Origin of the sequence: uncultured Bacteroides sp. (genome assembly GCF_947632445.1) — a bacterium.
GTDB lineage: Bacteria > Bacteroidota > Bacteroidia > Bacteroidales > Bacteroidaceae > Bacteroides.
In genome coordinates, this window is the sequence record NZ_CANRPM010000005.1 from 20,312 (window position 1) to 47,291 (window position 26,980).

28 protein-coding genes are annotated in these 26,980 nt (G+C 49.1%); 19 read left to right on the forward strand and 9 right to left on the reverse strand.

The window, feature by feature from the left end; all coding sequences use genetic code 11:
- Positions 1–115 precede the first annotated feature (115 nt).
- Positions 116–703 (forward strand): superoxide dismutase, encoded by a 588-nt coding sequence (locus Q0Z70_RS01840; protein ID WP_298072077.1) that lies wholly within the window; start codon positions 116–118, stop codon positions 701–703.
- 588 nt (positions 704–1,291) lie between these two features.
- Here the strand turns inward: Q0Z70_RS01840 and Q0Z70_RS01845 are convergent.
- Both Q0Z70_RS01845 and Q0Z70_RS01850 read right to left on the reverse strand, forming a co-directional pair.
- On the reverse strand, positions 1,292–2,665 hold the full coding sequence (locus Q0Z70_RS01845; RefSeq protein ID WP_298072078.1) for an MATE family efflux transporter: 1,374 nt from the start codon (positions 2,663–2,665) through the stop codon (positions 1,292–1,294).
- A complete protein-coding gene (locus tag Q0Z70_RS01850; protein WP_298072080.1) occupies positions 2,659–3,708 on the reverse strand; it encodes an ABC transporter ATP-binding protein in 1,050 nt (349 codons plus the stop codon). The genes Q0Z70_RS01845 and Q0Z70_RS01850 overlap by 7 nt, the downstream gene beginning before the upstream one ends.
- A gap of 248 nt (positions 3,709–3,956) precedes the next feature.
- Between Q0Z70_RS01850 and Q0Z70_RS01855 the strand changes: the two genes are divergently transcribed.
- The 9 genes from Q0Z70_RS01855 (at position 3,957) to Q0Z70_RS01895 (ending at position 9,380) form a co-directional block, all read left to right on the forward strand.
- A complete protein-coding gene (locus tag Q0Z70_RS01855) occupies positions 3,957–4,877 on the forward strand; it encodes a hypothetical protein (RefSeq protein WP_298072082.1) in 921 nt (306 codons plus the stop codon).
- A 57-nt stretch (positions 4,878–4,934) separates the two neighbouring features.
- Entirely contained in the window at positions 4,935–5,234 is a 300-nt protein-coding gene (locus tag Q0Z70_RS01860; protein ID WP_298072084.1) for a hypothetical protein, read from the forward strand.
- 24 nt (positions 5,235–5,258) lie between these two features.
- Complete coding sequence (locus Q0Z70_RS01865; RefSeq protein WP_298072086.1) at positions 5,259–6,260, forward strand: DUF6557 family protein; 1,002 nt, start codon at positions 5,259–5,261, stop codon at positions 6,258–6,260.
- A 103-nt stretch (positions 6,261–6,363) separates the two neighbouring features.
- Positions 6,364–6,582 carry a DUF6140 family protein gene (locus tag Q0Z70_RS01870; RefSeq protein WP_298072088.1) on the forward strand — a complete coding sequence of 73 codons (219 nt, stop codon included), beginning with the start codon at positions 6,364–6,366 and terminating at the stop codon, positions 6,580–6,582.
- 6 nt (positions 6,583–6,588) lie between these two features.
- Positions 6,589–7,035, forward strand: a complete 447-nt coding sequence (locus Q0Z70_RS01875) for a nucleoside 2-deoxyribosyltransferase (protein WP_366807087.1) — start codon at positions 6,589–6,591, stop codon at positions 7,033–7,035.
- Positions 7,036–7,068: 33 nt separating this feature from the next.
- The gene (locus Q0Z70_RS01880) at positions 7,069–8,127 is read left to right on the forward strand and encodes a PD-(D/E)XK nuclease family protein (protein ID WP_298072089.1); all 1,059 of its coding nucleotides are present in this window, start codon (positions 7,069–7,071) and stop codon (positions 8,125–8,127) included.
- A complete protein-coding gene (locus Q0Z70_RS01885; RefSeq protein ID WP_298072091.1) occupies positions 8,111–8,509 on the forward strand; it encodes a hypothetical protein in 399 nt (132 codons plus the stop codon). Before Q0Z70_RS01880 ends, Q0Z70_RS01885 begins: the two co-directional genes overlap by 17 nt.
- Positions 8,510–8,521: 12 nt before the next feature.
- Positions 8,522–8,683, forward strand: a complete 162-nt coding sequence (locus Q0Z70_RS01890) for a hypothetical protein (protein WP_298072093.1) — start codon at positions 8,522–8,524, stop codon at positions 8,681–8,683.
- A gap of 148 nt (positions 8,684–8,831) precedes the next feature.
- Positions 8,832–9,380, forward strand: coding sequence for a WG repeat-containing protein (locus tag Q0Z70_RS01895; RefSeq protein ID WP_298072095.1), 549 nt, complete (start codon positions 8,832–8,834; stop codon positions 9,378–9,380).
- A gap of 520 nt (positions 9,381–9,900) precedes the next feature.
- Here the strand turns inward: Q0Z70_RS01895 and Q0Z70_RS01900 are convergent.
- The 7 genes from Q0Z70_RS01900 to Q0Z70_RS01930 all read right to left on the reverse strand — a co-directional run bounded on the left by Q0Z70_RS01900 (position 9,901) and on the right by Q0Z70_RS01930 (position 19,050).
- On the reverse strand, positions 9,901–11,445 hold the full coding sequence (locus tag Q0Z70_RS01900; RefSeq protein ID WP_298072097.1) for an alpha-L-arabinofuranosidase C-terminal domain-containing protein: 1,545 nt from the start codon (positions 11,443–11,445) through the stop codon (positions 9,901–9,903).
- Positions 11,446–11,469: 24 nt separating this feature from the next.
- The gene (locus Q0Z70_RS01905; RefSeq protein ID WP_298072099.1) at positions 11,470–13,065 is read right to left on the reverse strand and encodes an FGGY-family carbohydrate kinase; all 1,596 of its coding nucleotides are present in this window, start codon (positions 13,063–13,065) and stop codon (positions 11,470–11,472) included.
- A gap of 77 nt (positions 13,066–13,142) precedes the next feature.
- Positions 13,143–14,669, reverse strand: coding sequence for an L-arabinose isomerase (gene araA / locus Q0Z70_RS01910; protein WP_298072101.1), 1,527 nt, complete (start codon positions 14,667–14,669; stop codon positions 13,143–13,145).
- A gap of 58 nt (positions 14,670–14,727) precedes the next feature.
- Entirely contained in the window at positions 14,728–15,414 is a 687-nt protein-coding gene (locus Q0Z70_RS01915; protein WP_298072103.1) for an L-ribulose-5-phosphate 4-epimerase, read from the reverse strand.
- A gap of 24 nt (positions 15,415–15,438) precedes the next feature.
- On the reverse strand, positions 15,439–16,116 hold the full coding sequence (locus Q0Z70_RS01920; protein ID WP_298072105.1) for an NUDIX domain-containing protein: 678 nt from the start codon (positions 16,114–16,116) through the stop codon (positions 15,439–15,441).
- Between the two features lie 20 nt (positions 16,117–16,136).
- Positions 16,137–17,882 carry a sodium:solute symporter gene (locus Q0Z70_RS01925; protein ID WP_298072107.1) on the reverse strand — a complete coding sequence of 582 codons (1,746 nt, stop codon included), beginning with the start codon at positions 17,880–17,882 and terminating at the stop codon, positions 16,137–16,139.
- 34 nt (positions 17,883–17,916) lie between these two features.
- Positions 17,917–19,050, reverse strand: a complete 1,134-nt coding sequence (locus tag Q0Z70_RS01930; RefSeq protein WP_298072109.1) for an aldose epimerase family protein — start codon at positions 19,048–19,050, stop codon at positions 17,917–17,919.
- A gap of 334 nt (positions 19,051–19,384) precedes the next feature.
- Between Q0Z70_RS01930 and atpD the strand changes: the two genes are divergently transcribed.
- The 9 genes from atpD to Q0Z70_RS01975 all read left to right on the forward strand — a co-directional run bounded on the left by atpD (position 19,385) and on the right by Q0Z70_RS01975 (position 26,893).
- Positions 19,385–20,905 carry a F0F1 ATP synthase subunit beta gene (atpD, locus tag Q0Z70_RS01935; protein ID WP_298072110.1) on the forward strand — a complete coding sequence of 507 codons (1,521 nt, stop codon included), beginning with the start codon at positions 19,385–19,387 and terminating at the stop codon, positions 20,903–20,905.
- Positions 20,906–20,966: 61 nt separating this feature from the next.
- Positions 20,967–21,212 carry an ATP synthase F1 subunit epsilon gene (atpC, locus tag Q0Z70_RS01940; RefSeq protein ID WP_298072111.1) on the forward strand — a complete coding sequence of 82 codons (246 nt, stop codon included), beginning with the start codon at positions 20,967–20,969 and terminating at the stop codon, positions 21,210–21,212.
- A gap of 44 nt (positions 21,213–21,256) precedes the next feature.
- On the forward strand, positions 21,257–21,664 hold the full coding sequence (locus tag Q0Z70_RS01945) for a hypothetical protein (RefSeq protein WP_298072113.1): 408 nt from the start codon (positions 21,257–21,259) through the stop codon (positions 21,662–21,664).
- Positions 21,661–22,776 carry a F0F1 ATP synthase subunit A gene (atpB, locus tag Q0Z70_RS01950; protein WP_298072115.1) on the forward strand — a complete coding sequence of 372 codons (1,116 nt, stop codon included), beginning with the start codon at positions 21,661–21,663 and terminating at the stop codon, positions 22,774–22,776. Before Q0Z70_RS01945 ends, atpB begins: the two co-directional genes overlap by 4 nt.
- A gap of 29 nt (positions 22,777–22,805) precedes the next feature.
- A complete protein-coding gene (atpE, locus tag Q0Z70_RS01955; protein WP_298072117.1) occupies positions 22,806–23,063 on the forward strand; it encodes an ATP synthase F0 subunit C in 258 nt (85 codons plus the stop codon).
- 91 nt (positions 23,064–23,154) lie between these two features.
- Positions 23,155–23,661, forward strand: coding sequence for a F0F1 ATP synthase subunit B (atpF, locus tag Q0Z70_RS01960; RefSeq protein WP_298072119.1), 507 nt, complete (start codon positions 23,155–23,157; stop codon positions 23,659–23,661).
- A 21-nt stretch (positions 23,662–23,682) separates the two neighbouring features.
- Positions 23,683–24,243 carry a F0F1 ATP synthase subunit delta gene (locus Q0Z70_RS01965; protein ID WP_298072121.1) on the forward strand — a complete coding sequence of 187 codons (561 nt, stop codon included), beginning with the start codon at positions 23,683–23,685 and terminating at the stop codon, positions 24,241–24,243.
- Between the two features lie 79 nt (positions 24,244–24,322).
- The gene (gene atpA, locus Q0Z70_RS01970; protein ID WP_298072196.1) at positions 24,323–25,906 is read left to right on the forward strand and encodes a F0F1 ATP synthase subunit alpha; all 1,584 of its coding nucleotides are present in this window, start codon (positions 24,323–24,325) and stop codon (positions 25,904–25,906) included.
- A gap of 93 nt (positions 25,907–25,999) precedes the next feature.
- Entirely contained in the window at positions 26,000–26,893 is an 894-nt protein-coding gene (locus Q0Z70_RS01975) for a F0F1 ATP synthase subunit gamma (RefSeq protein WP_298072123.1), read from the forward strand.
- Positions 26,894–26,980 lie beyond the last annotated feature (87 nt).

Sequence of the window (26,980 nt, forward strand, 5' to 3'; positions counted from 1 at the left end):
CCCTTGCCGAAGTGTTGTTATTACAAAGCGTTCTTCGTACCTTTGTCCGTCAGGAAAACAAAACTGACCATTTAAAACACTAAGTATAACACTTTTTACATTCATCAAAACGCTTATGACGATGTTCAACATGCCTACACTTCCGTATGCACACAACGCATTGGAACCTGTAATCAGTCAGGCTACCATCGACTTCCACTACGGGAAGCATCTGCAAACCTACGTCAACAACCTGAACGGCCTCGTGCCGGGCACCCCGTTCGAAGGCAAGACGCTCGAAGAAATCGCGGCTGCCGCCCCCGACGGCCCGCTGTCCAACAATGCCGGACAAGTGCTGAACCACACGTACTACTTCCTTCAGTTCTCCCCCGCTCCTGCCCGCCACGAACCCGAAGGCCCCTTGGCCGACGCCATCCGACGCGATTTCGGCAGTTTCGACAACTTCAGGAAAGAGTTTACAGCCGCCGCCACCGGCCTCTTCGGGTCGGGTTGGGCCTGGCTGTCGGCCGGCAAGGACGGCAAACTGCATATCACGAAGGAAGCCAACGGAAGCAGTCCGCTCCGTGCGGGACTTACGCCCCTGCTCACCTTCGACGTGTGGGAACACGCCTACTATCTGGACTACCAGAACCGGCGGGCCGACCATCTGCAAGCACTGTGGAACGTCATCGACTGGCCCACTGTAGAGGGACGGTTTAAATAATCAAGTCCGTCTGTCAGCCGAAAGCTGCCGACCCGACAAATACATTGGCTGCCTCAATCCGTTTCGAGACAGCCAATGTTGTTTTTTAAGGCTCCCCGTCCGTACAGACGGGCCCCGCTTATGAAAAAACGGGTTCCTGCCGGCTATATGCTTACAGCCTGGCATCTGTATATTTACAGATACGCATCTATAGGGAGTACAGATACGTATCTATGGGGAGTACAGATACGCATCTGTCAGGGTCATAGATACGCATCTGTCAGGGTCATAGATACGCATCTGTCAGGGTCATAGATACGCATCTGTCAGGGTCATAGATACGCATCTGTCAATTCATAGATACGCATCTGTCAATTCGTAGATACGCATCTGTCAATTCGTAGATACGCATCTGTCAATTTGTAGATACGCATCTGTAAGTTTGCAGATACGCATCTGTAGGGTATGCAGATACGTATTTGTAGGGTATGCAGATACGCATCTGTAGGGCATGCAGATACGCATCTGTAGACAGACAGCGGCCGCCTGCCAAGCCGGCAGAGCGCAGAAGGGCACGGAAAGAAGAGGATGAAAGGGAGTTCCGTCCGCTCAGCTTTTCAATCCGCCTTCCTGTCGCTTCATCTCCAGCAATACGCCGAACGTCAGCGGAAGAGCCAACAGAAAAGTGCAAATATCGGAAACGGCCTGACACATCTCCACACCCTGCAGCCCGAAGATACGGGGGAGAATGAAGATGAACGGCACGAAGAACAGGCCCTGTCGGGCGGATGAAAGGAGGGTGGCACGCACGGACTTGCGGATAGTCTGCAACATCATGTTGCTGATGATGACAAACGTGCCCAGCGGATAGGTGACAAGCTGCCAGCGCAAAGCCGAAGCGCCCGTCGCCACCACGGCAGGGTCGCCCTTGCGGAACAGCTCCACCACCTCCTCGGCAAAGCCGAAACCGAGGACGGCACAGCACGTAAGGAAGACAAAACCGATACGGACGCAGAACCAGAAACCCCGGCGCACACGGCCATATAACCCCGCTCCGTAGCAGAAACCGCAGAGAGGCTGGAAGCCCTGACCGAATCCTATCAGGAAAGAGTTGATGAACATGCCGATGCGCGACACGATGGACATGCCTGCAATGGCAGCATCTCCGTATGCCCCCGCCGCCAGATTGAGCAGAATGGTAGACAGACTGGCCAGTCCCTGACGGGCAAGCGAGGGCGTACCTCCGCCGATAATCTCCCTGATGAAAGCGCGCGACGGCGTGAAATTGCGGTAACGGATGGGGATGTTGCTCCCTTTCGCCGCCATGCAGAGCAGCAGCGTGAAACTGCATATCTGGCTGACGACCGTTGCCAGCGCGGCACCCGCCACGCCCATATCGCAGACGAAGATGAACAGCGGATCGAGTGCCACGTTCAGGATTGCACCGCTCACGATGCCCACCATCCCGTAGGCTGCGTTTCCCTGGAAGCGTATCTGATTGTTCAGCACCAGCGACGAGGCCATGAAAGGCATACCCGTCAGGATGATGCCCAAATAGCGTTCCGTGTAAGGCCGGATAGTGGGCGTGGAACCCAGCATCAGCGAAAGCGGCGTCAGGAACACCAGCCCCAGCACCGCCAGCACACAGCCCGTGAAGAAGGCCATAAAGAAACCTGTGGCCGCCATCTTCTCCGCATTGGCCACGTCGCGTGCGCCCAGACGGCGCGAGATGTAGTTGCCCGACCCGTGACCGAAGAAGAAGCCCACCGCCTGAATGACGGACATCAGCGAGAACACAATGCCAACCGCCGCCGTCGACTGCGTATTGATTTTGCCGACAAAATACGTATCGGCCATGTTGTAGAAAGCCGTCACCAGCATACTGATGATGGTGGGAACGGCCAGACGGGTAATGACTCCCGCAATGGGAGCCGTCGTCAGCTGTTCGTAGTTTTCTTTGGCTGTGTGGGGATGTATCAGCATCGCGTCATCATGGTTTTATCCGTTGGCGGCAAGTCAGTTTCCCGGACGACGCCCAGCAGCTCGCCGATGCTGCGGACAGTGGCCGTTGTGCCGTCCGCCCGGCGGAGCACGAACATGCCGTCACCCCGCAGGCTGTCCGTCTCGATGCAGACATCGGATTCGATGTTCCGCCCGGCCAGGATGCCGTTTCGCTGCAAGGCCTTGCGCACCATCGTGTAGCGCTGTCCGTGTCCGGCAAGGCGGATTTGCGAAGTGTATTCGTTGTCTACGCGGAAGAGGCCCGTTTTCAGGTCGAACACGATGCCTTTGCGGGCGAAGAAGCGACTCAGGCTGCCGTCCAGCGACAAGTCTTCGGGCGTTCCGACGGTTACCCCGCCCGCCTTGTCCATCAGCCAGATTTTGTCGGCTGTCTGAAGGGCCAGTTCCAGGTCGTGGATAGAGAGGAAGATGGTCTTGCCCGTACATCGGCTCAAGCGGTGGAGCAGCTGCATCATCTCCACCTTGCTGGGAAAGTCGAGGAAAGCTGTCGGCTCGTCCAGACAGATGACGGGCGTCTCCTGTGCCAGCGCCTTGGCTATCATCACCTTCTGACGTTCTCCGTCGCTCAGGGTATCTATCATACGGCCGGCCAGATGCGCGATGCCCACCATAGCAATGGAGCGCGCCACCACTTCCTTGTCCGCCTTCGACAGGGTTCCCCAGAAGCCGGTATAGGGACTTCGGCCTAAGCCTACCAGCTCCGTGACGGTCATGTTGCGGATGTCACACTTCTCCGTCAGCACCACGCTCAGCACGTGCGACAGCTGCTTGTCCGTATAGGTGTCTATCTCCTTGCCCTGTATGTAGATGTTTCCGCCCAGTTTGGGCTGGAAGGCCGAGAGCGTGCGCAGCAGGGTGGACTTCCCCACTCCGTTGGCTCCCAGCAGACAAGTCAGCTCACCGCCGCAGATGTCGGCCGAGATGCCTGCCGCCACCGTCTTCACGCCATGCTTCGAAGCATAGCCGATGGAAAGGTTTTCGATATGGATGGTCGGTTGGTTCAAACGGTCTTCCTACTTTAACAGGTTCATACTTAACGTGTGAGTTCAACGAATTTTAATATCGTGCTCCATTACAGAGAATTACCGACAATCATCGCGATGCTCACCGAGGACAAAGTTACGGAATTATTCTGTACGATGGAAAAATACACGTTGAAATCCGACAAGAAACGTCATTATCACCGCGATTGGTTATTTTCCTCGAAATTTTTTCCTGCAATGCCACATTTTGGCACTTTCTTCTATCATCTTTGCAGCGTGATAAAAAAGACATTACGACTATGAACGAACAGGAAAAAGCACGGCTGGAGGAGCTGGAAAGCAAGGATGCCGCATGGCGCGAAAAAAGGAGTGCGTACTATGGGGCGCTCATCGATGACACGAATTCGTCGGGCTCAAAGAAGAGGAGGCGGCTTGTCTACGAAGGCCTGACTCCTGAGGAGATGGACGAATACCATCGGTTGAGCCTCAAACGCTACTGGGAATGGGTGCTGACGGACAGCGCCGAGGAGGATGCGCGTCTTGCCGCATTTCAAAAGGCCGACGAAGCGTGGAAGCGGGAGCAGGAAGAGAAGTGGGCGGCGCAGACGGCGGCGGAGATGTCGGACGGGTATCGGGACGACCTCCCTGGTAAGCGTTTGAAAGTGGTGTGCAGCCAGCCGGAAGAAACTCCGCCGGAGGAGGTGGACTGGGATGCGGAGGTAGAAAAGGATATGGAGGAATACGATGAGCTATGCTGCCATGGAATGTCGCTGGAGGATTGGCACGAATACCAAAAACTGGTGGATAAACGCCAGGCACGGTTATGGCTCGAATTTTTGCCCGGAAATGAGGATTACGACTTTGATTACCTGCTGGATTTGCTGCAATTCAAGATCAACCGCATGATTGATTATTGGCAATGGGACAGCCATAGCGGCGACGGCGATTATTATCGCAAACAAATGGAATTGGCCGTGCATCTGATCGGTATCATTCGAAATCATGGGTGCGATCCAGACGAAAGTTGTACGCGGCGGCTTCGCCACCGGGTGAACCTGCGCAACCAGGCGCGTTTCACGGCCCAGCCTACCGTGTGGTGTCCCAGCAAGCGGCATGAAGTGCGTTGGAAGAAGGCGTGGCATCTGATCTTCAAGCTCCTGGAGGAGAAATTGCAGGAGTGGTGGGATTAAGGAACAGAGACATGTTACTAGGAGATTTGATTCAAAAACTAAATAAAACATACGGACATGGCAAATAAGAAAACTTTTTCATACAAAGATCAGTCAGTAGAGCATCTGATAGAGGTTCTCGATGAAGAGGAACGAGAGAGAAAAAAATTAGGCACTCAAAACTCTGTTGCTGCAAACCCTGTTAAGAAAATTTCTAAGGAGGAATTTTATGCACCTCCTAGTAAGAAGTTATTAGCTAACTTAAAAAGATGTGCTAAGGAAGTTAATAAAATATCAGATGAAGAAGCAAGATTAATGGCTGATGAGATATATAAGAAATATGGAGAAATAAAGAGGAGAAACGGATATAAAATATGAGTCTAACTTACAGTTGCTTTTACAATGGTAAGATTAAGGAACAGAGACATGTTACTAGGAGATTTGATTCAAAGCGTGACGTTCGAGCAGATCGTTCCGCATATTTTAAGGGAATACCCGGAGCACAAAAGCCAGATTCCCTACTACAAAGAGGCGTTCGATATCCTCCGCCACATGGAGTATGCGGAGAACAGCGAAACGATTCCCGTCGAATGGGTACGGGAGGAGGATGAGGAACCGTATATCCACATCGGCAACTGCGAGGGGGATTACTGGGAGTCCAACCTCGGCAAACGTTTGGAAATCGCAGGAGACGTGCATCTTTCCGATGCCGAATTGGCGGCGCGATGTATGTGGAGCCTTACCTTCTACGGCTATTCGCCCGACGACAACAGCTATTTTGACCGTGAACCGCATAATTTTTACGAGGAACAGGCGGAGCGGCTCAATAACCGCAATATTCTCAACTACGCGCGCATTAGGAAAAGCGAGTTTAGGAAACAATTCGGTGACAGGCGCCTCGCGTTCGACTTGGAGACGTGGAAGATTATCGAGGGCAGGGAAAGGCGTCGCAACCGCGCCAAGCGAATGCGTGATGCCCGGCAGGAACGGCGAATCAAGCAGTTGGAGCACTGCGGGAAGGTCGAACAGGACATCCGGCGCATTCTGGCACGGACGCAAGAGATCGCCCGCACGGATTTGAGCTATCTTTTCGACACGCAGCTCGTCGCTCCGGCAACCTACCGCTCGCGTGCCTTCGACCGTTCGCAGCGGCTACCCTATCTGCGCGAAATCGTAACCCGTTATGCAGACTGGGACGAGGACGATTTGGCGAAGTTCACACGCCTCGTCGTCGTTCTATCGGCCGACCCCGCCGCCCCTTTCGATACCGACGAACGGGACACGGCTTCCGAAATCCACGCGTGCCTCGCACAACGCAGCCCCAATGCCGAGGTGCTCTGGTCGTTCGGTACGGCGGCTGATCTCGGCGAGGAGGCGGAGCTGCTGTTTCTGAGAAGTTATTGAAAATTAACAGTTCACACGCTGCGACTGTTGAATAAAGTAGTATATTTGCAGCCACATGTTATTTTTACATTATATAAATTGTATAACTATAAAAACTAAAGTTATGAAAGTATTTAAAGTCACACCCAAACGTATCAAAAAGTCGAATGGGCAGGTGCTGACCCCCGATATGGAGGTTGTCGTGACGACGCGCTCGCACTGCAACACGCCGTTCTACAACGGGGCCGTGGAGGTCCAGGAGGCCTACATGCGGCTGTACGGCTTCGATTACAAGAAATCTTGTTGCTCCGGAAACGATTTTGATTTTGAACCATTGGGGTAGATACGTATGAAAGTCTATTTTGCCGGTTCCATACGCGGCGGGCGCCAGGATGCCGAGCTGTACAAGCGCATCATTGCCTACATCCAGCGCAGCCATGTCGTCCTGACAGAACACGTCGGCGACCTGTCGAAGAGCAAGACCGAGGGGCTCCCGAATCGGGAGGTCGCCATCTACGAGCAGGACACGGCATGGCTGCGGGAGGCCGATGTGGTGATCGCCGAATGTACGACGCCTTCCCTGGGCGTTGGCTATGAACTGGCCTATGCCGAGGCTCACGGCATCCCGGCGCACATTTTCTATGACAAGAACCGGACGAACCTATCGGCCATGCTGACGGGAGATGGCTATTTCCAGATTCATCCTTATAGGGACGAAGCGGAAATCTATCCGCTCCTTGATGCGATCCTGTCTGAGCTCGATGACGCTGAGCGCAATTATGTGAATGCTCAATAATAAATTTGTTGTAACACCAATATAGTTAAAACCATGGACATACAAAAAAACTTAACACACAAGCCTAATTTATTTAGTTTTGCAACATCCGAACTAAGCCAAGATGCTGTCTTGTGCTATATATTCAGTTGGGCGGACGATAAATACCTCGAAATCAATAAAGGCTTATGCGAGACAGCTAAATCATTGCTGTCACGATTCACGAGAGGAAGAATCTCCGAAAAAGAAATACACAAGGTCGAAGTAGGACGACAGTGGAAGAATATCGATATCTGGGTCGAAATCAATAACGATGCTTTCCTTGTTGTCGAGGATAAAACATCTACCACGAGTCACAACAATCAGCTCGAACGCTATAAGGAAATTGCAAAAAATGAATACAAAGGTAAGCTGGATAAGTTATCATTTGCCTATTTCAAGACAGATAACGAACCAAATAGCATACTTCGTTATATTAAAAGTATCGATTATGAAGTCATTACCAGAGCCGATGTTTTAGAGATACTCAGGCCTTGCGAAAGTTGTCAAATCATAGCAGACTACGTTAGCTATCTTGAAGATATAGAAAATAAAACACAGGAGTATAAAACAAAACCTGTAGATAAATGGGGTTGGTATCAATGGCAAGGTTTTTTTAAATGGCTCGAAGATGAAGCTGTCATTAACGTTGATTCATGGGGTTATGTGTCAAATCCAAGTGGGGGATTCCTTGGTTTATGGTGGCACTTTCAACAGATAGACGATAACCTCCAAATGTATCTTCAATTTGAACAACAAAAATTCTGTATAAAAATTGAGTATTCAGGCGAAGATACCGATCGTTCCCAAATACGCGATATGTGGCACAACCGTTTGATGGAAGAAGCCAAGCGAATGGGACTTCAGGTGGAGAAGCCTTCTTTCGGAAAAGGAATGTATATGACCATTGGTGTAGTCGAAGATATTTTTATGTATGATGACCATTCGATAAATATGAATGATCCCCATCAGATAAATTCTCTGATAGAGAAACTGCATCAATACGAAAGACTCGTTGATAGATGCACTGACCCAACTTCAACGGTAGGCAATTGGCATGACAGGCAAGGATGATAGGCAGACCCCGGATAACATTGCGGCGGAAATTCTGCCGTTGGACAAGCGCTGCATCTGCGAGACACTCCCGAAGATGCGGGAGCGCCGTGCGTTCTTTGCTGCGATCGCCGGGGAGTATGCTTCAATAGATGCGTTTGTCCGGGACAACGGGCATTGGCTCGACATGGTGGGGATTGAATTGACCGCCAGCAAGAACCGCTTGACGCTGTATCTCCAGCTGGATTTCAGCGAGTACGAAGCATATTTTATCGAATCCGATACAGATGGCCGCCTGGTCGTGAGCAACCTTGTCGGCTTTCAGGATTGGACCTGCGCGAACCGCTTGCTGAACCTCGACACCGGCGAGTATGCGCACGAAGGTTGGCAGAATGACAAATAAAACAGGATAACCATGAACGAACAGGAAAAAGCGCGCCTTGCCGAGCTGCAAAAGACGGACGAAGCGGAAATCTATCCGCTCCTTGATACGATCCTGTCTGAGCTCGATGACGCTGAGCGCAAATATATAGAAGACAGCAAAATCGACAAGGACGGGAATGAACATTTCGATTGACAAGCGGGCACGTTGAATGGAGAAACCTGTTCACACGCTACGACTATCGAAAATAATAGTTATTTGTAGAGTTGCATTCTTGGCGTAGCGCATGCGGCTTGTACGACGCACAGAAAGAAAAGAAACAAGATGATTAAATTTTGAGAATATGAACCAGCAATTAAGAAAAATGCTCTCGGAGAGGTACGATGACATGTATTGGTTTCATTTTCGCGAGGGCTTGGCAGTGGTTGAATTAAACGGCAAGTATGGCTTTATAGACCGCACAGGAAAAGAGATTATCCCGTTGAAATATGATGATGCATGGGATTTCAACAAGGGCTTGGCTAGGGTTAAATTAAACGACAAATGGGGCTTTATAGACCGCAATGGGAAAGAGATTATTCCGTTGAAATATGATGATGTATGGGCTTTCAGTGAGGGCTTGGCAAGGGTTGAATTAAACGGCAAGCGGGGCTTTATAGACCACACAGGAAAAGAGATTATCCCGTTGAAATATGATGCCGCACGGAATTTCAGCGAAGGCTTGGCATGGGTGAAATTGAACGGCAAGTATGGCTTTATAGACCGCACAGGAAAAGAGATTATCCCGTTGAAATATGATGATGCATGGGATTTCAACAAGGGCTTGGCAAAGGTGGAATTGAACGGCAAGTATGGCAAAATTGACAAAGTCGGGAATGAATATTTCGATTGATTGGCAAACGGCGAGTTAAGATTGTCGGAATAAGAATCTGCTTCGGTTGAGGACTGCTTTTCGTGGCGGGCTGCGGTCGGCTCCCGCCGGAACGGACACTATCCATCCTGAATCCTCCGAAGTTTCACGCTGAAACGATAAAAAATAGCGACAAAAACAGCACGCGTTACGGCCGTTTTCCTGCCATTTGCCTTCGCCGGAAAAGGGTACTCCGAACCCCCGCCAGAAGGTGTTCTGAAGGGGGTCTAATCGTTTAAGTTAATCGATCATCATCGCTTAACTTAATCGATCATCATCGACTAACTTAATCGATCATCGTCGCTTAACTTAATCGACAGAAGCCGTTGTTCCGTAGCGATAACGGGAGGTATTTTGCCTTAGTAATAAATATATACATTAACTTCGGGATAGTAGCACTGTGTCGGGACTTCAGGAAGTGCTGTCTGCGGCACATAAAAAAAGGGAGCCGAAGCCCCCTCTCTTAAAGAAGTCCGCGTCGTTCGCGGCCAATCAATCAAAGTCATTGCAGTTCCAGCGTCACGATGGACTTTGCCGGAAGCGTCAGGCGGAGGACTCCCTTCTCAATCTTGGCATCTCCGAATGGCACGGGCCGCACGCGGTCGGGCCGGTCGAAGGTGTTGCAGTCGGTAACGCGCTCTGCCGTCAGTATCTCACCCACGACCCTGCGGGCTGTGATGCCGGGCAGGTGGATGGTGACTTCCTGTGCCTCGGCAAGGTCTACGTTGGAGAGCGAGAGGTGCACGCGCCCTTCCTTGTCGCGCGAGGCGGTGGCGCTGAGCAGCGGCAGACGGCGGCCGTCGCGCACGCCGACGGTGGTGCAAGAAAGGTCTATGGGCAGGTAGGTGGCATCCTGATGCACGCGGTACATCTTGAAAACGTAGTAGGTGGGTGTCAGCACCATGCGGTCGTCCTTCGTCAAAATCATGGACTGGAGGACGTTGACTACCTGGGCTATGTTCGCCATCTTCAGGCGGTCGGTGTATTTATGGAAGATGTCGAACGAGAGGGAGGCCACGAAGGCATCGCGCAGGGAGTTCTGCTGGTAGAGATGTCCGGCGACGGTGCCCGGCTCCTCGTCCCACCACGTGCCCCACTCGTCGAGCATCAGGGCAATCTGCTTCTTGGGATCGTAGCGATCCATGATAGCGCAGTGGCGACGGATGACGTCTTCCACCTCGCGGCACTTGCCCAACGTCCAGTAGAAGTCCTCGTCGGTGAACTGCGTGGCCGAACCCTTGCTGCCGTTCCAGCCCGCCACGGTGTAGTAGTGAAGCGAAATGCCTTGCATGCGTCCGCCTACGCGGTTCATAAGGACATCGGTCCAGTTGTAGTCGTAGTCGCTGGCGCCGCTGGCAATCTTGAAGAGGCGGTTGCCGTCGTAGTTGCGGCAGTAGGTGGAGTAGCGTCGGTAGAGGTCGGAGTAGTATTCGGGACGCATGCCTCCGCCGCATCCCCAGCTCTCGTTGCCCACGCCGAGGTACTTCACCTTCCAGGCCTTGTCGCGTCCGTTCTGCCGGCGCAGGCGTGCCATAGGCGAGTCGCCTTCGGAAGTCATGTATTCCACCCACTTGGCGAGTTCCTCGACCGTTCCGCTGCCCACGTTGCCGCTGATGTAAGGCTCACAACCCAGCAACTCGCAGAGGTTCAGAAATTCGTGCGTGCCGAAGCTGTTGTCCTCGATGGTGCCGCCCCAGTTGTTGTTCACCATCTTGGGGCGCTGTTCCCTGGGGCCGATGCCGTCCATCCAGTGGTATTCGTCGGCAAAGCAGCCGCCGGGCCAGCGCAGGACGGGCACACGAAGTTCCTTCAGGGCGTTGAACACGTCGGTGCGGTAGCCTTGAATATTGGGAATCGGCGAGTCCTCGCCCACCCACAGGCCGCCGTAGATGCAGGTGCCCAAGTGTTCGGCAAACTGACCGTAGATTTCTCTCGGAATGACTTGAGTACCGCCGTCGGCCTCAACGGTAAGGGTCGCGCTGTGCTGTGCGGAGAGCGACAGCGAGGCGGTCAGCAACAGGCTGCTGAAGAAGAGTTTGTTTGTCATGGTAAGTATAAGGATTTGAATGTTTTACTTCTTGCAAGCCACTGCCTGTGCCTCAATGGGCAGGCAGGCCTTATAGGTCTCGATGTATGCGTTAAATCCGGCCACGTCTTCGGGCACGGGCGCTACCTCGACACCGGCGTCACCGGCAAATACCTGTGCGTCCAGGAAGTCCGGCAGCGACAGGCTTCGGGCGTTGTTCACCAAGTAAGAACCCAGCAGGGCGATACCCCAGGCTCCCCCCTCGCCTGCCGTCTCCATGACAGAAATCGGCGAGTTGATGGCAGCCGCCAAAATGCGTTGTCCCACACCTTTGGTCTTGAACAGGCCGCCGTGACCCGTGATGCGATCCACGCGGATCTTCTCGTCGTTGAACAAAATGTCGTTGCCTATCTTCAGCACGGCTACAGAGGCATAAAGATGGGAGCGCATCAGGTTGGCGAGGCTGAACTTGTCCGTAGCCGAACGCACGAACAGGGGACGGCCCTCGGCCAGTCCGGTGACGGGTTCGCCGGAGAAGTAGTTGTAGGCCATCAGACCGCCGCAGTCGGCGTCTCCCTCAAGCGCATGGTTGTAAAGCTTGCCGTAGATGTCGTTCATGTCGACGGGCAGTCCCATCAGTTCCTGGTATTCCCTGAAGAGGCCGACCCAGGCATTGAGATCGGAAGTACAGTTGTTGCAGTGAACCATTGCCACGGGGCTGCCGTCCGGCGTGGTCACAATATCAATGGCCTCGTAGGGACGCGAAAGCTCCTTCTCCAGCACAATCATGGAGAACGACGACGTTCCGGCAGAGACGTTGCCCGTGCGCTGCTTCACGGCGTTGGTAGCGACCATACCCGTACCCGCGTCGCCTTCGGGCGGACAGAGCGGAATGCCTGCTTTCAACCGGCCTGTGGGGTCGATCTTGCGTGCACCGTCTTCCGTCAGGCGTCCGGCATCTTCACCGGCCATCAGGACGCGGGGCAGGATGTCCCGCAGCTTCCAGCCGTAGCCCGGAGCAATCAGTTGCTCGAACTTCTCTATCATCGGGGCAGAATAGTCTTTTGTTTCCGGGTCGATGGGCAGCATACCGGAAGCATCGCCGATACCCAGCACGCGTTCGCCCGTCAGCTGCCAGTGAACATATCCGGCCAAGGTAGTCAGGAAGTCGATGGAAGGCACATGCTCCTCTCCGTTCAGAATAGCCTGATAGAGGTGCGAGATGCTCCAGCGTAAAGGAATGTTATAAACAAAGAGTTCGGACAGTTTGGCGGCGGCAGCACCGGTGTTCGTATTGCGCCACGTGCGGAAGGGCACGAGGATGTTCTGCTGCTTGTCGAAGGCCATGTAGCCGTGCATCATGGCACTGACGCCAATGGCGGCCAGGGTTTCGATTTCTACGCCGTATTGCTTCTTCACGTCGGCGCAGAGGTCGGCATAGCAGTCTTGCAGACCGTTCCACACAGCGTCGAGGCTGTAAGTCCAGAGACCGTCGACAAGCTGGTTCTCCCAAGTGTGGCTACCCTGAGCGATGGGCTTGTTCTCCTCGTCGATGAGAACCGCCTTGATACGAGTGGATCCGAATTCGATGCCCAGCACGGCACGTCCGGCTTCTATGGTAAATTTGGGATCTGATTTCATAAGAGTCTTGTTATAAAGTGAAACAAACCGAAGAAGGGACACACGGATGTCTTTCCTTCTTCGGTTACGAATTTAATTTAGCAAAGCGCCTTGTTCAGCATGTAGTACACCTCGTTCATGCGGAGCTCTTTCTTGAACTCGCTGATGGTGGTGTTCTTGTCGATGTGAACCATCTCGATGCCTGCAATCTCGGCATAGTCTTCCCAGTATTCGGCGGTCAGGTCATAGGAGAAACAGGAGTGGTGCGTACCCCCGGCCAGAATCCAGGCTCCGGCACCTACTTCGAAGTTGGGCATCGGTTTCCACAGGGCGGAAGCTACGGGCAGCTTGGGCAGCGGTTTCGGCTCGATACATTCCACATCGTTCACAATCAGACGGAAGCGGTTACCCAGGTCAACGACCGTAGCCGTGCAGCCGGTACCTACCTTCGACGTGAATACGAGGCGGGCTGTCTGGCTCTTGCGGATGCCGATACCGAGGAAGTGAACTTCCAGACGAGGTTTCCGGGCAGCGATGAGCGGGCAGACTTCCAGCATGTGAGCCTGAAGGATGGAGCTGTTCTCGCCGTCGAAGTTCAAAGTGTAGTCTTCAAGGAAGGAGCAGCCGGTGGGCAGGCCCTGGTTCATTACCCATACGGTACGGTAAAGGGCCGCAGACTTCCAGTCGCCTTCGGCACCAAAGCCATATCCCTCGGCCATCAGACGCTGGCTGGCAAGACCGGGAATCTGGTCGAAGTAGCTGCCGTCAGTCTGACCCAAGTCATCGAAATTGGTGGTGAAACCTTTGGCACCTTTATCCTTCAGAATGGCACGCAGGGCAAGCTCGGCCTTAGCAGAATTCCATATTTTCCCATAAGCTTCGGTGCGTCCGTCTTCCAGTACGGCATCATGGTCGTAGAGGCGGAAATATTCGTCAACCAATGCCTTTACGTCTTCGTCTTTCACCTGTGCATGGTATTCCATCAGTTCGCTTACAGGGCAATAGTCCACATGGTAGCCCATGCGTTGCTCGGCTTCCACCTTGTCGCCGTCGGTCACGGCCACATTGTTCATCTGGTCGCCAAAGCGGATGATAAGCATATCCTGAGCATCGGCCCAAGCGGCGCAAACGCGCATCCATACGGCAATCTTCTTCTGAGTCTCTTCTTCCTTCCAGTAGCCTACCACCACTTTGCGACGAATGCGCATACGGGTACAGATGTGACCGAACTCACGGTCGCCGTGAGCACTCTGATTGAGGTTCATGAAGTCCATGTCCATCGTGTCCCAAGGAATCTCTTTGTTATACTGGGTGTGCAGATGGAGCAACGGTTTCTTCAACTGCTGCAAGCCGTGAATCCACATCTTGGCGGGTGAGAAGGTATGCATCCAGGTGATGACACCGATACATTTCTCTTCGTTGTTGGCAGCCTTGAATACGGCTTCCACTTCCTTAGATGAATTAGCCGTACCTTTATACACCACCTTGACAGGCAGTTTGCCCGACCCGTTCAATCCCTTTACCATTTCGTTGCTATGTGCATCTACTGCGACTACTGCGTCTCCGCCATACAGAAGCTGTGCTCCTGTGACGAACCATACTTCATATTGATCAAATGCGTTCATAAGAATATAATGTATTTTAGTTGTTGGTTATTCTTCTTTTTACTTCCTTATTCATTCATTATTTTTGCCCATAATAGGCATTCGGCCCATGTTTGCGGCTGAAGTGTTTCTCGATAAGCAAGGGGTTCATAGTCAAATTAGAATTGACCGCATAAGCAATGGATGCCATCTTGGCCACCTGCTCCATGACAACGGCGTTGTGGACAGCGTCGTGCGCATCCTTGCCCCAGGCAAAGGGGCCGTGATTCTTCACCAGTACGCCCGGCGTGTGCACAGGGTTCAGACCTTCGAAGCGCTTCACGATAACATTGCCTGTTTCCAGTTCATACTCACCCTTTACCTCTGCTTCGGTCATGTCGGCCGTACAGGGAATAGCATCGTGGAAATAATCGGCATGAGTCGTGCCGATGTTAGGAATGTCCCGTCCGGCCTGCGCCCAAGCAGTTGCATAGGTAGAGTGCGTGTGTACTACCCCGCCGATTTCAGGAAAAGCCTTGTAGAGCACCACATGGGTCGGTGTGTCCGACGAAGGGCGAAGATGCCCTTCCACTACCTTACCGTCAAGGTCTACCACCACCATGTCTGTGGCTTTCATCTCGTCATAGCTTACACCGCTGGGTTTGATGACCACCAGTCCGCTTGTGCGGTCGATCGCGGATACATTCCCCCAGGTGAAAATGACCAGCCCGTGCTTCACCAAGTCGAGGTTGGCGCGGAATACTTTTTCTTTCAATTCTTCTAACATAGCTATATCGCTTTAAACGTTAACCTATAATTTAAATTTGGGAGCTTTCCGATAAACATTTTCGTTGAATTGATACAGGGCTGCACTACGTTTGGAGCCGGTCTTGTCTTTTTTATCCGTCTTCTCAATATAGTTCATCTCCGCAATCCGTTTACGGAAGTTGCGCTTATCAATGGGCTCTCCATAAATAGCTTCATACAGACTTTGTAATTGTGACAAGGTAAAGAGCTTGGGAAGCAGATTAAAACCGATAGGCTCTGTGGATGCTTTCTTCTGCATCAGCGCACGTGCCTTCTGCACCATCTCCAAATGATCGAATATCAATGGGGGCAGGTCATTGATGCCAACCCAAAATGCGTTATGCTGTTGAACCAGTTCCCAGTCGTATTCATCGACATTGATCAAAGCATAATATGCAACGGAAATAACTCTTCCTCCCGGATCACGATTTATGGCACCGAACGCTTCAACCTGTTCTATGTAGACTTGCTCCAAACCCGTCAGTTCAGCCAACACCCGCTTGGCAGCATCGTCCACACTTTCATTTTCCTGCACAAAACCACCCATCAATGACCATTCGCCTTTGGCCGGCTCAAAATTTCGTTTCAGCAGGAGAAGGTTAAGTTCTCCTTTACTGAAACCGAAAATAATGCAGTCTACCGAAACATAGAACTTCGGATTAATATTATAATATGTTGTCATTCAAGAAACATTCAATACAATTACCAGAAATAAGCGTAGAACAGGGCGCAAAGTAACACAACACCCAGGGAAGCGATAACGTCCCACTTATTCCAGCTCTCGCGGATGAGTTGTTTGTAACTGCCTGTGAAAGTAATGGCTTTAATCTGCTGAACAGAAGGTTTCGGCGTAAAGCAGGATATAATAACCATCATAACAATCAGAAATACAAGCAACCAAACCTCGAAGATAAGCCAGTTAGTTTGCCAGAACCAGGTAGTGCATTTCCAAAAAGCACCATCCATTATGGCTTTACCCGAATCTGTGATAACATTGGTAAGCAAACGTACCATACCGATAAGGAAACCACCGATGAGTCCCCATTCGCCGGCTTTCGGAGTGATACGCTTTGAGAAGATACCCAACGTGAAAACAGCAACCATTGCGGGCGCAATCAGAGACTGGATGTCCTGCAGGTATGAATAAAGATTTCCCATATTCATCATAATAGGCATCCATGCCAATCCCATTAATACAACCACCACCGTAGCAATACGGCCAACCAGCACATAATGACTTTCACTCATGTCTTTTTTCATAGGTTTATAAAAGTCCTCTGTGAATAACGTAGCACAACTGTTGAAAAAGGCTGCCAGCGATGCGACAAGAGCACAGATAAAACCGATAGTCACAATACCTTTAATTCCAGCAGGTAGGATATTTTTCACCATCATGGCAAAAGCGCCGTCCGTATCGTGAGCGTTAGTAATATCCATCACAACACCGCTGCCTGTCTTTTGGGCAAGAGCATAAGCAACCATACCGGGAATTAAGAACATAAATACAGGTAACAGCTTGAAATAACCGGCAGCAATCGTACCACGACGGGCACGCTTCATTACGACATCATCAGATTCACCCTTTTGTTGTCCAAGCACACGTTGTACAATGTGCTGATCAGTACACCAATACCAGAAACCGATAATGGAAGCACCGAGGAACACTACATATCCGGGGAATTGTGGATACATGGGATCTGCAGGGTCGGTATGGAACATGTGAGTCGTACCAAAACCGTCGTGAGCAGCATTACAGACAGCCATCATCTGTGACCATCCTTCGCTGATGCTGCCGTCACCCAACATACTCAGTCCCAAAAACAATACCAGGAAAGAACCAATAATCAGAATTGGAGTCTGAATGGCGGACAGGGTCATTACCCCCTTCATACCGCCGAAAACAGTGAATACGGCAGTAATGACAATCAAGCCAATAGCACCATACCAAAAAGGTAAGCCAAGCAAATACTCAAAGAAAATACCACCGGTAAAAGCTGTAACAGAAACCTTAGTCAATACATAGGCTATCAAAGTGATAATAGACAACCACGAACCCGTGCGTTGGGTATAACGGAATTTCAGGAAATCGGGCATCGTGATAATCTTGCCCATTTTGTTGTTCAACAGTTGATAGAAAGGAACAAACAACCATCCCAAAATCAGGATCATCCATCCCTGCATTTCCCAGTGGGCCATACCTACACCGTCTTTGGCGCCAGTTCCTGCAAGGCCAACCAAATGTTCAGAACCGATGTTAGCAGCAAAGATGGCCGCACCAATGATATACCAAGGTTCACCTTTCCCAAACAAATAATCCTGGCTGTCGGCACCTTTCATTTTTCCCTTATCCTTCTTTATGGCACGATAAATCGCCCAGACAATAGCTACGACTCCAACAGCAAGTACCACCCAGTCGAGCCAGATAAATTCATTCGTATTCCAATTCATATACTTCTATTTTTTTGTTAGTACTCCTTTAAGGTTATTTTTCGACACCGAATTTAAAGATACATTCGCTGTTATATGTTTGTCCCGGCTCTAAAACCACAGATGGCCATTCAGGTTTATTGGGGCTATCGGGATAATGCTGGGTTTCCAAACAAACAGACGCCCGTTGATTATAGGTAATTCCTTTTTTACCTTTCACTGTACCATCCAAAAAATTACCGGTATATACTTGAATTCCTGGCTCATTAGTATATACCTCCAGAGCTATTCCTGTTTCAGGAGATACCAAACGAGCAGCGATCTGCGTCAAATCGCCTTTAGTATTCAACACCCAATTATGATCATATCCATTGCCATTTTTCAATTGGACGAAGTCATAATTACTAATATCCTTTCCTATAACTTTAGGAACAGTAAAATCCATCGGCGTATCTTTTACCGGCAGAATCTCTCCGGTTGTCATAAACGTACTGTCAACAGGAGTATAAGTATCGGCATTTATATATAAGATATGATCCGTAGCAGCCTTGGATGGATCTCCCGACAAATTAAAATAAGAATGGTTAGTCATATTAATCACCGTTTTCTTATCGGTAGTTGCACGGTATTTAATATCAATCGCATTGTCTTCCGTAAGCTTATAGATAACTTTGGCCGTTACGTTCCCAGGGAAGTTCTCATCACCGTCTGGTGAAATAATTGTCAATTCCAGTGTAGTATCATCAATTTGATTAGCTTCATATACTTGATACTGCCATCCCTTAGGACCTCCATGCAAACAATGGCCGAAATTATTCTGCGGCAATTGAATTGTATCTCCATCCAAAATCAAACGTCCCTGGTTTATACGGTTGGCATAACGTCCTATAGACGCGCCAAAGTCACTCGGAATATGAATATAGTCAGCAATACTATCGAAACCCAAAACCACGTCCCGCATTTCTCCGTTTTTATCTGGAACCATAATAGAAACGATACGCCCTCCAAAGTTTGTCACACAGACCTCCATACCCTTTTGATTTTTTAGTTTATACAAATTGGTCTGGGTATCATTCACGTTTGTCTGATAAGCTATAGGATTTAATCCTGAAAGCGTCAAATCAGTTTTTTGACCACAAGAAGCTGATAATAAGATTACAGCTCCAACTAACAAAAAATGTTTCTTCATAATAACTGGTATTTGATTCAATATTTCTTTTTAAGTGTAAAAATAACACTTTATTCCTATCCAACAGCCAAACATTAGTATGTTTCACAACATGAAAGAAAGGGAGAGACATGTATTTAAACAAACGTTAACAATACTTGTATCTATTATGCAAACCGAATGCTCAAAAAGGAACCTTAAACGTCCAAAATTATATAATCATTTAAAAAAAACTTATGCAAAAGTATATTCCATACCGAATTGTTTTTAATTTTGCATGGCAAGCGAGAGAGATAAATGAATATTCAAGATATTTTCTTATTCTGGTAGATAACTATTAATAAAGAACTAACTTATGTCACAAATTGTCGGACATATTTCCCAGGTCATCGGGCCTGTGGTTGATGTATATTTCGAAGGCACTGAAACGGAAACGTTTCTTCCGGCTATTCATGATGCACTCGAAATAAAGAGACACAACGGCAGACGCCTGATTGTGGAGGTACAGCAGCACATCGGTGAAAACACTGTTCGTACAGTAGCCATGGATAGCACCGACGGTCTGCAACGAGGAATGAAAGTACGATCTTTGGGTGGTCCTATCACAATGCCAGTAGGCGACCAAATCAAAGGTCGATTGATGAATGTAGTAGGCGACTCTATTGATGGTATGCGAGATTTGGACCGCACAGGCGCTTACCCTATTCATCGTGAGCCACCCAAATTTGAAGACTTGACTACAACCGAGGAAGTCCTTTACACGGGTATTAAAGTTATTGATTTGCTGGAACCCTATAGTAAAGGTGGAAAAATCGGTTTGTTCGGAGGTGCAGGTGTAGGCAAGACAGTCCTTATTCAGGAACTCATTAATAATATAGCTAAAAAGCAACATGGATTTTCTGTATTTGCCGGTGTAGGTGAACGTACACGCGAAGGTAATGACTTACTAAGGGAAATGATTGAATCGGGCGTAATACGTTACGGAGACGAGTTCAAGAAAAGCATGGAAGAAGGGAATTGGGATTTATCAAAAGTAGATTACGACGAAGTAGCCAAATCTCAGGTATCTCTGATATTCGGACAGATGAACGAACCCCCCGGAGCACGTCAATCCGTAGCCCTTTCCGGCCTGACTGTTGCCGAATCATTCCGCGATATAGGTTCCGAGACAGACGGGCCACGCGATATTCTGTTCTTTATTGATAACATCTTCCGTTTCACACAGGCGGGCTCCGAGGTTTCAGCCTTGTTAGGCCGTATGCCTTCGGCTGTAGGTTACCAACCGACATTGGCTACTGAAATGGGAGCCATGCAGGAACGAATCACATCGACACGCAACGGTTCAATTACTTCAGTTCAGGCTGTATATGTACCTGCCGACGACTTGACCGACCCTGCTCCAGCCACAACCTTTACCCACCTGGACGCAACGACAGTGCTTAGTCGTAAAATTACCGAATTGGGTATCTATCCGGCCGTAGATCCTTTGGAATCTACCTCACGTATTCTTGCCCCGCATATCGTAGGCGAAGAGCATTATCAAGTAGCCCAAAAGGTAAAACAAATACTACAACGCAACAAGGAATTACAGGACATCATTTCTATCTTGGGTATGGAAGAGTTATCGGATGAAGACCGCACATTGGTAAATCGTGCCCGTCGCGTTCAACGATTCCTTTCGCAGCCGTTTGCCGTAGCCGAACAGTTTACAGGCGTCCCCGGTACTATGGTGAATATCGAAGATACCATCAAGGGATTCCGTATGATTCTGGACGGTGAGGTCGACTACTTGCCCGAACCGGCCTTCCTGAATGTAGGTACTATCGAGGAAGCAATAGAAAAAGGTAAAAAACTGTTGGAGCAGGCCAAGTCATAACTTATAATCCGTCAGTAGTTCATTTTGCTGCCGACGATAAACCGAATATCAAACAACGGCAATGAAAAAATTACAGTTGACTATCGTATCACCGGAAAAAAGGCTCTTCCAAGGTGAAGTGAATCAAGTTACTCTACCAGGAGTCATGGGTTCTTTTACCATCTTGCCACAACATGCTCCTATTGTTTCTTCACTCACACGTGGAAAAATTCTGTATGTTACGGCAGACGGTACGTCACAAGACTTAGAAGTAATGGGAGGATTCGTAGAAATGAATGACAATAACGTGTCCGTCTGCATTAATTAATAATTGATGAAGTACATTATATAATTGAAAAAACGAATGAGGACGTGAGCAAGACAAAACGTAATTACCTGATCCAGACCGCGATATTAACCGTCTTAGTAGGAATAGTAGGAGGATGGATTTATTTTAATGCCAATCCACACCATTATTTTAACGGCTATCCATTAATCCCCTCCTATTTCTTTTTATTCGGATGGTTAATAATCAACATTGTGGAATGGAGCCGTAAAAAGATGCCCGGCAGGTTATTGCAAATATATATGTTGATCCGTGTAATGCGAATGCTTGCTTCATTCATTCTGATAGTACTTTATTGTGTGATAGCCCGCGAAGAAGCGCAAGCTTTTCTGCTGACATTCATTGCCAACTATTTGATATATCTAACGTATGATTCGTGGTTTTTCTACACTTTTGAAGTGAACAAGAAATCACAAAAAGAGAACAAACAATGAAACGATTGTGTAAAATATGGACCGGATTGTATGTCATGGCAGCATTATTGCTCCTATGTCCTGTTTCCGTTTGGTCTGCTGAATCTTCCTCAGAACCGGCTGAAGAAAAAGTCGATATCAGGGAAATAGTATTCGGCCATATCGGTGACTCATACGAATGGCACATTACATCATGGGGAGATACACATTTCACCATTCCTCTACCGGTAATCGTGTACAGCCGGACAAGCGGATGGCACGTATTCTCTTCAACACGTTTAGAGGAAAATGAAGGCAGCTATGAGGGATTATCCATAGCCCCTGCCGGCAGTCCCTATGAAGGGAAGCTGATAGAACATGATGCTGCCGGTAATGAAATCCGACCTTTCGACATTTCAATTACCAAAGTTGTCTTGGCGTTACTAATCAACAGTGTACTGCTGACGCTCATTATCCTTTATGTAGCCCGCTGGTATAAGAGACACTCCAAAGACAGTACAGCTCCCGGAGGATTTGTTGGAATGATGGAAATGCTCATTATGATGGTCAATGATGATGTCATCAAAAGTTGTGTAGGGCCCAAATACAAGAAATTTGCTCCTTATCTTTTGACCGCTTTCTTCTTCATTTTCATCAACAATCTGATGGGATTGATACCCTTCTTCCCCGGCGGTGCCAATGTAACAGGAAACATTGCTATTACTATGGCATTGGCTATCTGTACATTTATAGCAGTCAATCTGTTCGGAACCAAAACCTATTGGAAGGATATTTTCTGGCCAGACGTTCCATGGTGGCTGAAGGTGCCGGTACCGATGATGCCGTTTATCGAATTCTTTGGCATTCTCACCAAACCGTTCGCCCTGATGATCCGTCTTTTTGCCAATATGTTGGCCGGACACGTAGCAATGCTGGTACTGACATGTTTGGTCTTCATTTCTGCCAGCATGGGGCCTGCATTGAACGGGACATTGACTTTTACCTCCGTTCTATTCAATCTGTTCATGAACGCCCTCGAACTGCTGGTAGCCTTTATACAAGCCTATGTATTTACCCTGCTTTCAGCGGTATTCATCGGATTGGCCCAAGAAGATCATTCCCATAAAGAAGCTAAAACAATAGAAAACAATTAATAAAACAACCCTTTAAAAATTAGAAAGCTATGTTACTATCTGTATTATTACAAGCTGCTGCGGCAGGTGTTGGAGTTACAAAACTGGGAGCTGCACTGGGTGCCGGTCTCGTAGTGATTGGTGCCGGTTTAGGTATCGGCAGAATCGGAAGTGCGGCAATGGAAGCGATTGCCCGTCAACCGGAAGCAGCAGGCGACGTTCGTACAAGTATGATTATTGCTGCAGCCTTGATCGAAGGTGTTGCCTTCTTGGCTGTAGTTGTATGTTTGTTGGTATTCCTTATCTGATTTGTAAAACTTCCAATTTGTAAATGTACGGTCGCTTTCTACATTGGCAGAAACGACCGGACATTACCGATTGACAAATAAACGAATACTTATGTCATTGTTATTACCCGACAGTGGTCTGCTGTTTTGGATGGCCTTATCCTTTGGCATCGTCTTCATCATCCTGGCAAAATACGGTTTTCCTGTTATTACCCGAATGGTAGAAGAACGAAAAGCTTATATCGACAAGTCCATGAAGGTAGCCCAGGAAGCCAATGCCCAACTTGCCCATTTGAAAGAAGAAAGCGAAGCATTGATAGCTTCAGCCAACAAGGAGCAGGGACGCATCTTGCGGGAAGCGATGCAGGAACGTGATAAGATTATCGCCGACGCACGCAAACAAGCAGATACCGCAGCCCAAAAAGAATTGGACGAAGTGCGCAGGCAGATTCAACAGGAAAAGGAAGAAGCTATTCGCGACATCCGTCGTCAAGTGGCAGTTCTTTCAGTGGACATTGCCGAGAAAGTGCTTCGAAAGGAATTGGACGAAAAGCACGAACAAATGGACATGATAGAACGCATGCTTGACGAGATGCTGACTACGCCCAAAAAGAACTAACGAGATAGACAAAAGGAAAAGATGGATATAGGAATTGTTTCAATGCGATATGCCAAAGCCCTGATTGATTATGCCTACAACAGTGGTAAGGAAGATGTAATGTACCGGGAATTCAGTACATTGACACGTAGTCTGGAAGCACATTCCGAACTACGCGAATCATTACTGAACCCCATTCTCTCTACCGAAGATAAATTCACGCTTATCTGTACAGCCGCTTGTGGCGACCAGCCGGCAAGCGAAGAATTCAAACGCTCTATCGCACTGATACAGAAGAACAGGCGTGAAGGAATGCTTCAATATATCGGCCTGTCATTTCAGAAGCTATATCGCCAAAGGAAACATATCGGTACCGCCAAACTGACAACAGCCATTCCGGTCAGTCAGGCAGTGGAAGAACGTATCCGCCAGGCTGCTTCTTCCATGCTGCATGCCCGCATGGAATTGCAAACAGAAGTAAATCCCGCCATAGAAGGAGGATTTATCTTCGACATCAACGATTTTCGTTTGGATGCCAGCATCGCAACCCAGATCAAGAAAGTGAAACAACAATTCATTGAAAAGAACCGCAGAATTGTATAACAATCCGGTTTGGAGACAAGATTGTGGGATTCACTATTCATTAGGAAAGTAAAATGTAATTTATTAGGAAAGTAAAATGATCTCAGAAAACATAAAAGTAAGCGAAGTTTCCGACGTCTTACGCAAGCAACTGGAAGGTATTGATACCCGCGTCCAATTAGACGAAATAGGTACCGTACTTCAGGTGAGTGATGGTGTTGCCCGTATATACGGGTTGCGTAACGCAGAGGCAAACGAACTGCTGGAATTTGAAAATGGCATTAAAGCCATTGTGATGAACCTGGAGGAAGACAATGTGGGTGCCGTATTGCTGGGGCCAACCGACCGAATCAAGGAAGGATTCACTGTAAAGCGTACCAAACGTATTGCCTCCATCATGGTGGGTGAAAGCATGCTGGGACGTGTTATCGACCCATTGGGCGCTCCTCTCGATGGCAAAGGACTGATAGGTGGTGAACTATGTGAGATGCCGCTGGAACGTAAAGCTCCCGGTGTCATTTTCCGCCAACCGGTTAACCAGCCGTTACAAACAGGATTGAAAGCTGTGGATGCCATGATTCCCATCGGACGAGGACAACGTGAGTTGATTATCGGTGACCGCCAGACCGGTAAAACAGCTATTGCCATTGATACCATTATCAATCAACGCTCCAATTACGAAGCGGGCGATCCGGTCTACTGCATCTATGTAGCTATCGGCCAAAAGGGTTCTACCGTCGCCACGATTGTCAACACCCTGCGCCAATATGGAGCGATGGATTATACCATTGTCGTAGCGGCGACAGCCGGTGACCCGGCCGCCCTGCAATACTATGCTCCTTTTGCAGGTGCTGCTATCGGCGAATATTTCCGCGATACCGGCCGTCATGCACTGGTTGTTTATGACGACCTGTCCAAACAGGCAGTAGCCTATCGCGAAGTTTCCCTGATTCTGCGTCGTCCGTCAGGACGTGAAGCCTATCCGGGTGATATTTTCTACCTGCACTCCCGTCTGCTGGAACGCGCGGCAAAGATTATCAACCAGCCCGAAGTGGCTGCCCGGATGAACGACCTGCCGGACAGCCTGAAAGGTAAAGTCAAAGGCGGAGGTTCGTTGACGGCACTCCCCCTCATTGAAACGCAGGCAGGTGACGTATCGGCCTATATCCCGACCAACGTAATCTCCATTACCGACGGTCAGATATTCCTTGACAGCAACCTTTTCAACCAAGGCAACCGTCCGGCTATTGATGTAGGTATCTCTGTCAGCCGTGTAGGTGGTAATGCCCAAATCAAGGCCATGAAGAAAGTGGCCGGTACGTTGAAAATAGACCAGGCTCAGTATCGCGAACTGGAAGCCTTCTCCAAGTTCAGCGGCGACATGGATCCCGTTACTGCCCTCACCATTGACAAGGGACAGAAGAATACGCGCCTACTCGTGCAGCCACAATATTGTCCGATGCCGGTAGAAAAGCAAGTCGCCATTCTCTATTGCGGAACGCATGGATTGCTGAAGAACGTCCCGCTGGCCAAAGTCAACGACTTTGAACGCAGTTTCCTCGATACACTCGAAATGAGCCACCGGGAAGATGTGCTCGATGTGCTGAAGAAAGGTGTTATTGATGACGATGTATGCAAAAAGCTGGAAGAAACGGCCGAAAGGGTCGCCAGACAATTCTTATAAACAAACGGATTTCAGGCTATATCGGTACGAGGTCGACAAAACCTTGTACCGATTGCCCCAAATACCGGATATATCACTCATAATCGAACAGACATGGCATCACTCAAAGAAGTAAAAAACAGAATTAATTCCGTAAAGAGTACTCGACAGATTACTTCAGCCATGAAAATGGTCGCTTCTGCCAAACTTCACAAAGCACAGGGACAGATTGAAAACATGTACCCCTATCAGCAGAAGCTGAATGAGATTCTGACGAACTTTTTAGGCACTGACATCCGGGTCGAATCTCCCTACATCGAGGTACGTCCCGTAACGAAAGTTGCTATCGTCGCCTTCTCGTCCAACAGTTCATTGTGCGGTGCTTTCAATTCCAACGTGGTGAAAAGGCTCGAACACGCGCTGGAAGAATACAGCACGCTCGGCAAGGATAATATTCTCCTTTATCCCATAGGCAAAAAGGTGGAAGAGGCTGTCAGGAAGTTAGGATATACTTCTCAAGGAACATATCAGTCTATGGCCGATAAGCCTTGCTATACCGAGGCCTATCAACTGGCCGAACAGCTGATGGCATTGTATGCCGAAAAAGCGATAGACCGCGTCATACTGATCTATCACCATTTCAAATCCATGGGTTCGCAAGTGCTTCAGCAAGAAGACTTTCTCCCTCTTAATCTGGAACAAATGGCCATGCAAACGGCAACGCATCCCGACAAGAAAGAAACGGTTGTTTACAACAACGACTACATTGTGGAGCCGTCGGTCGGCGAATTGATAGCCGAACTGATTCCCAAAGTACTCTGTCAGAAGATATTCACGGTGCTTCAGGATTCCAATGCTTCCGAACACGCCGCACGCATGCTGGCCATGCAGGCTGCGACCGACAATGCCAACGAACTCATCCAGGACCTGACGCTGCAATACAACAAAACCCGGCAACAAACCATTACCAACGAACTGCTCGACATCATCGGCGGCAGCCTGAGGTAAAAAAATACTAATAAACCCCGAAAGACAAGCTACTTATAGGAAAATAGCTTATCTTTGCCATCGTATTAACTGAAAACGTGTAATAAA

What these genes read in the sequence shown, in the direction of transcription:
- Q0Z70_RS01840 (WP_298072077.1), top strand. Translation starts at nt 116, where the DNA reads ATGACGATGTTCAACATGCCTACACTTCCGTATGCACACAACGCATTG.
- Q0Z70_RS01845 (WP_298072078.1), bottom strand. Translation starts at nt 2,665, where the DNA reads ATGCTGATACATCCCCACACAGCCAAAGAAAACTACGAACAGCTGACG.
- Q0Z70_RS01860 (WP_298072084.1), top strand. Translation starts at nt 4,935, where the DNA reads ATGGCAAATAAGAAAACTTTTTCATACAAAGATCAGTCAGTAGAGCAT.
- Q0Z70_RS01865 (WP_298072086.1), top strand. Translation starts at nt 5,259, where the DNA reads ATGGTAAGATTAAGGAACAGAGACATGTTACTAGGAGATTTGATTCAA.
- Q0Z70_RS01870 (WP_298072088.1), top strand. Translation starts at nt 6,364, where the DNA reads ATGAAAGTATTTAAAGTCACACCCAAACGTATCAAAAAGTCGAATGGG.
- Q0Z70_RS01875 (WP_366807087.1), top strand. Translation starts at nt 6,589, where the DNA reads ATGAAAGTCTATTTTGCCGGTTCCATACGCGGCGGGCGCCAGGATGCC.
- Q0Z70_RS01880 (WP_298072089.1), top strand. Translation starts at nt 7,069, where the DNA reads ATGGACATACAAAAAAACTTAACACACAAGCCTAATTTATTTAGTTTT.
- Q0Z70_RS01885 (WP_298072091.1), top strand. Translation starts at nt 8,111, where the DNA reads ATGACAGGCAAGGATGATAGGCAGACCCCGGATAACATTGCGGCGGAA.
- Q0Z70_RS01890 (WP_298072093.1), top strand. Translation starts at nt 8,522, where the DNA reads ATGAACGAACAGGAAAAAGCGCGCCTTGCCGAGCTGCAAAAGACGGAC.
- Q0Z70_RS01895 (WP_298072095.1), top strand. Translation starts at nt 8,832, where the DNA reads ATGAACCAGCAATTAAGAAAAATGCTCTCGGAGAGGTACGATGACATG.
- Q0Z70_RS01900 (WP_298072097.1), bottom strand. Translation starts at nt 11,445, where the DNA reads ATGACAAACAAACTCTTCTTCAGCAGCCTGTTGCTGACCGCCTCGCTG.
- Q0Z70_RS01905 (WP_298072099.1), bottom strand. Translation starts at nt 13,065, where the DNA reads ATGAAATCAGATCCCAAATTTACCATAGAAGCCGGACGTGCCGTGCTG.
- araA (WP_298072101.1), bottom strand. Translation starts at nt 14,669, where the DNA reads ATGAACGCATTTGATCAATATGAAGTATGGTTCGTCACAGGAGCACAG.
- Q0Z70_RS01915 (WP_298072103.1), bottom strand. Translation starts at nt 15,414, where the DNA reads ATGTTAGAAGAATTGAAAGAAAAAGTATTCCGCGCCAACCTCGACTTG.
- Q0Z70_RS01920 (WP_298072105.1), bottom strand. Translation starts at nt 16,116, where the DNA reads ATGACAACATATTATAATATTAATCCGAAGTTCTATGTTTCGGTAGAC.
- Q0Z70_RS01925 (WP_298072107.1), bottom strand. Translation starts at nt 17,882, where the DNA reads ATGAATTGGAATACGAATGAATTTATCTGGCTCGACTGGGTGGTACTT.
- Q0Z70_RS01930 (WP_298072109.1), bottom strand. Translation starts at nt 19,050, where the DNA reads ATGAAGAAACATTTTTTGTTAGTTGGAGCTGTAATCTTATTATCAGCT.
- atpD (WP_298072110.1), top strand. Translation starts at nt 19,385, where the DNA reads ATGTCACAAATTGTCGGACATATTTCCCAGGTCATCGGGCCTGTGGTT.
- atpC (WP_298072111.1), top strand. Translation starts at nt 20,967, where the DNA reads ATGAAAAAATTACAGTTGACTATCGTATCACCGGAAAAAAGGCTCTTC.
- atpB (WP_298072115.1), top strand. Translation starts at nt 21,661, where the DNA reads ATGAAACGATTGTGTAAAATATGGACCGGATTGTATGTCATGGCAGCA.
- atpE (WP_298072117.1), top strand. Translation starts at nt 22,806, where the DNA reads ATGTTACTATCTGTATTATTACAAGCTGCTGCGGCAGGTGTTGGAGTT.
- atpF (WP_298072119.1), top strand. Translation starts at nt 23,155, where the DNA reads ATGTCATTGTTATTACCCGACAGTGGTCTGCTGTTTTGGATGGCCTTA.
- Q0Z70_RS01965 (WP_298072121.1), top strand. Translation starts at nt 23,683, where the DNA reads ATGGATATAGGAATTGTTTCAATGCGATATGCCAAAGCCCTGATTGAT.
- Q0Z70_RS01975 (WP_298072123.1), top strand. Translation starts at nt 26,000, where the DNA reads ATGGCATCACTCAAAGAAGTAAAAAACAGAATTAATTCCGTAAAGAGT.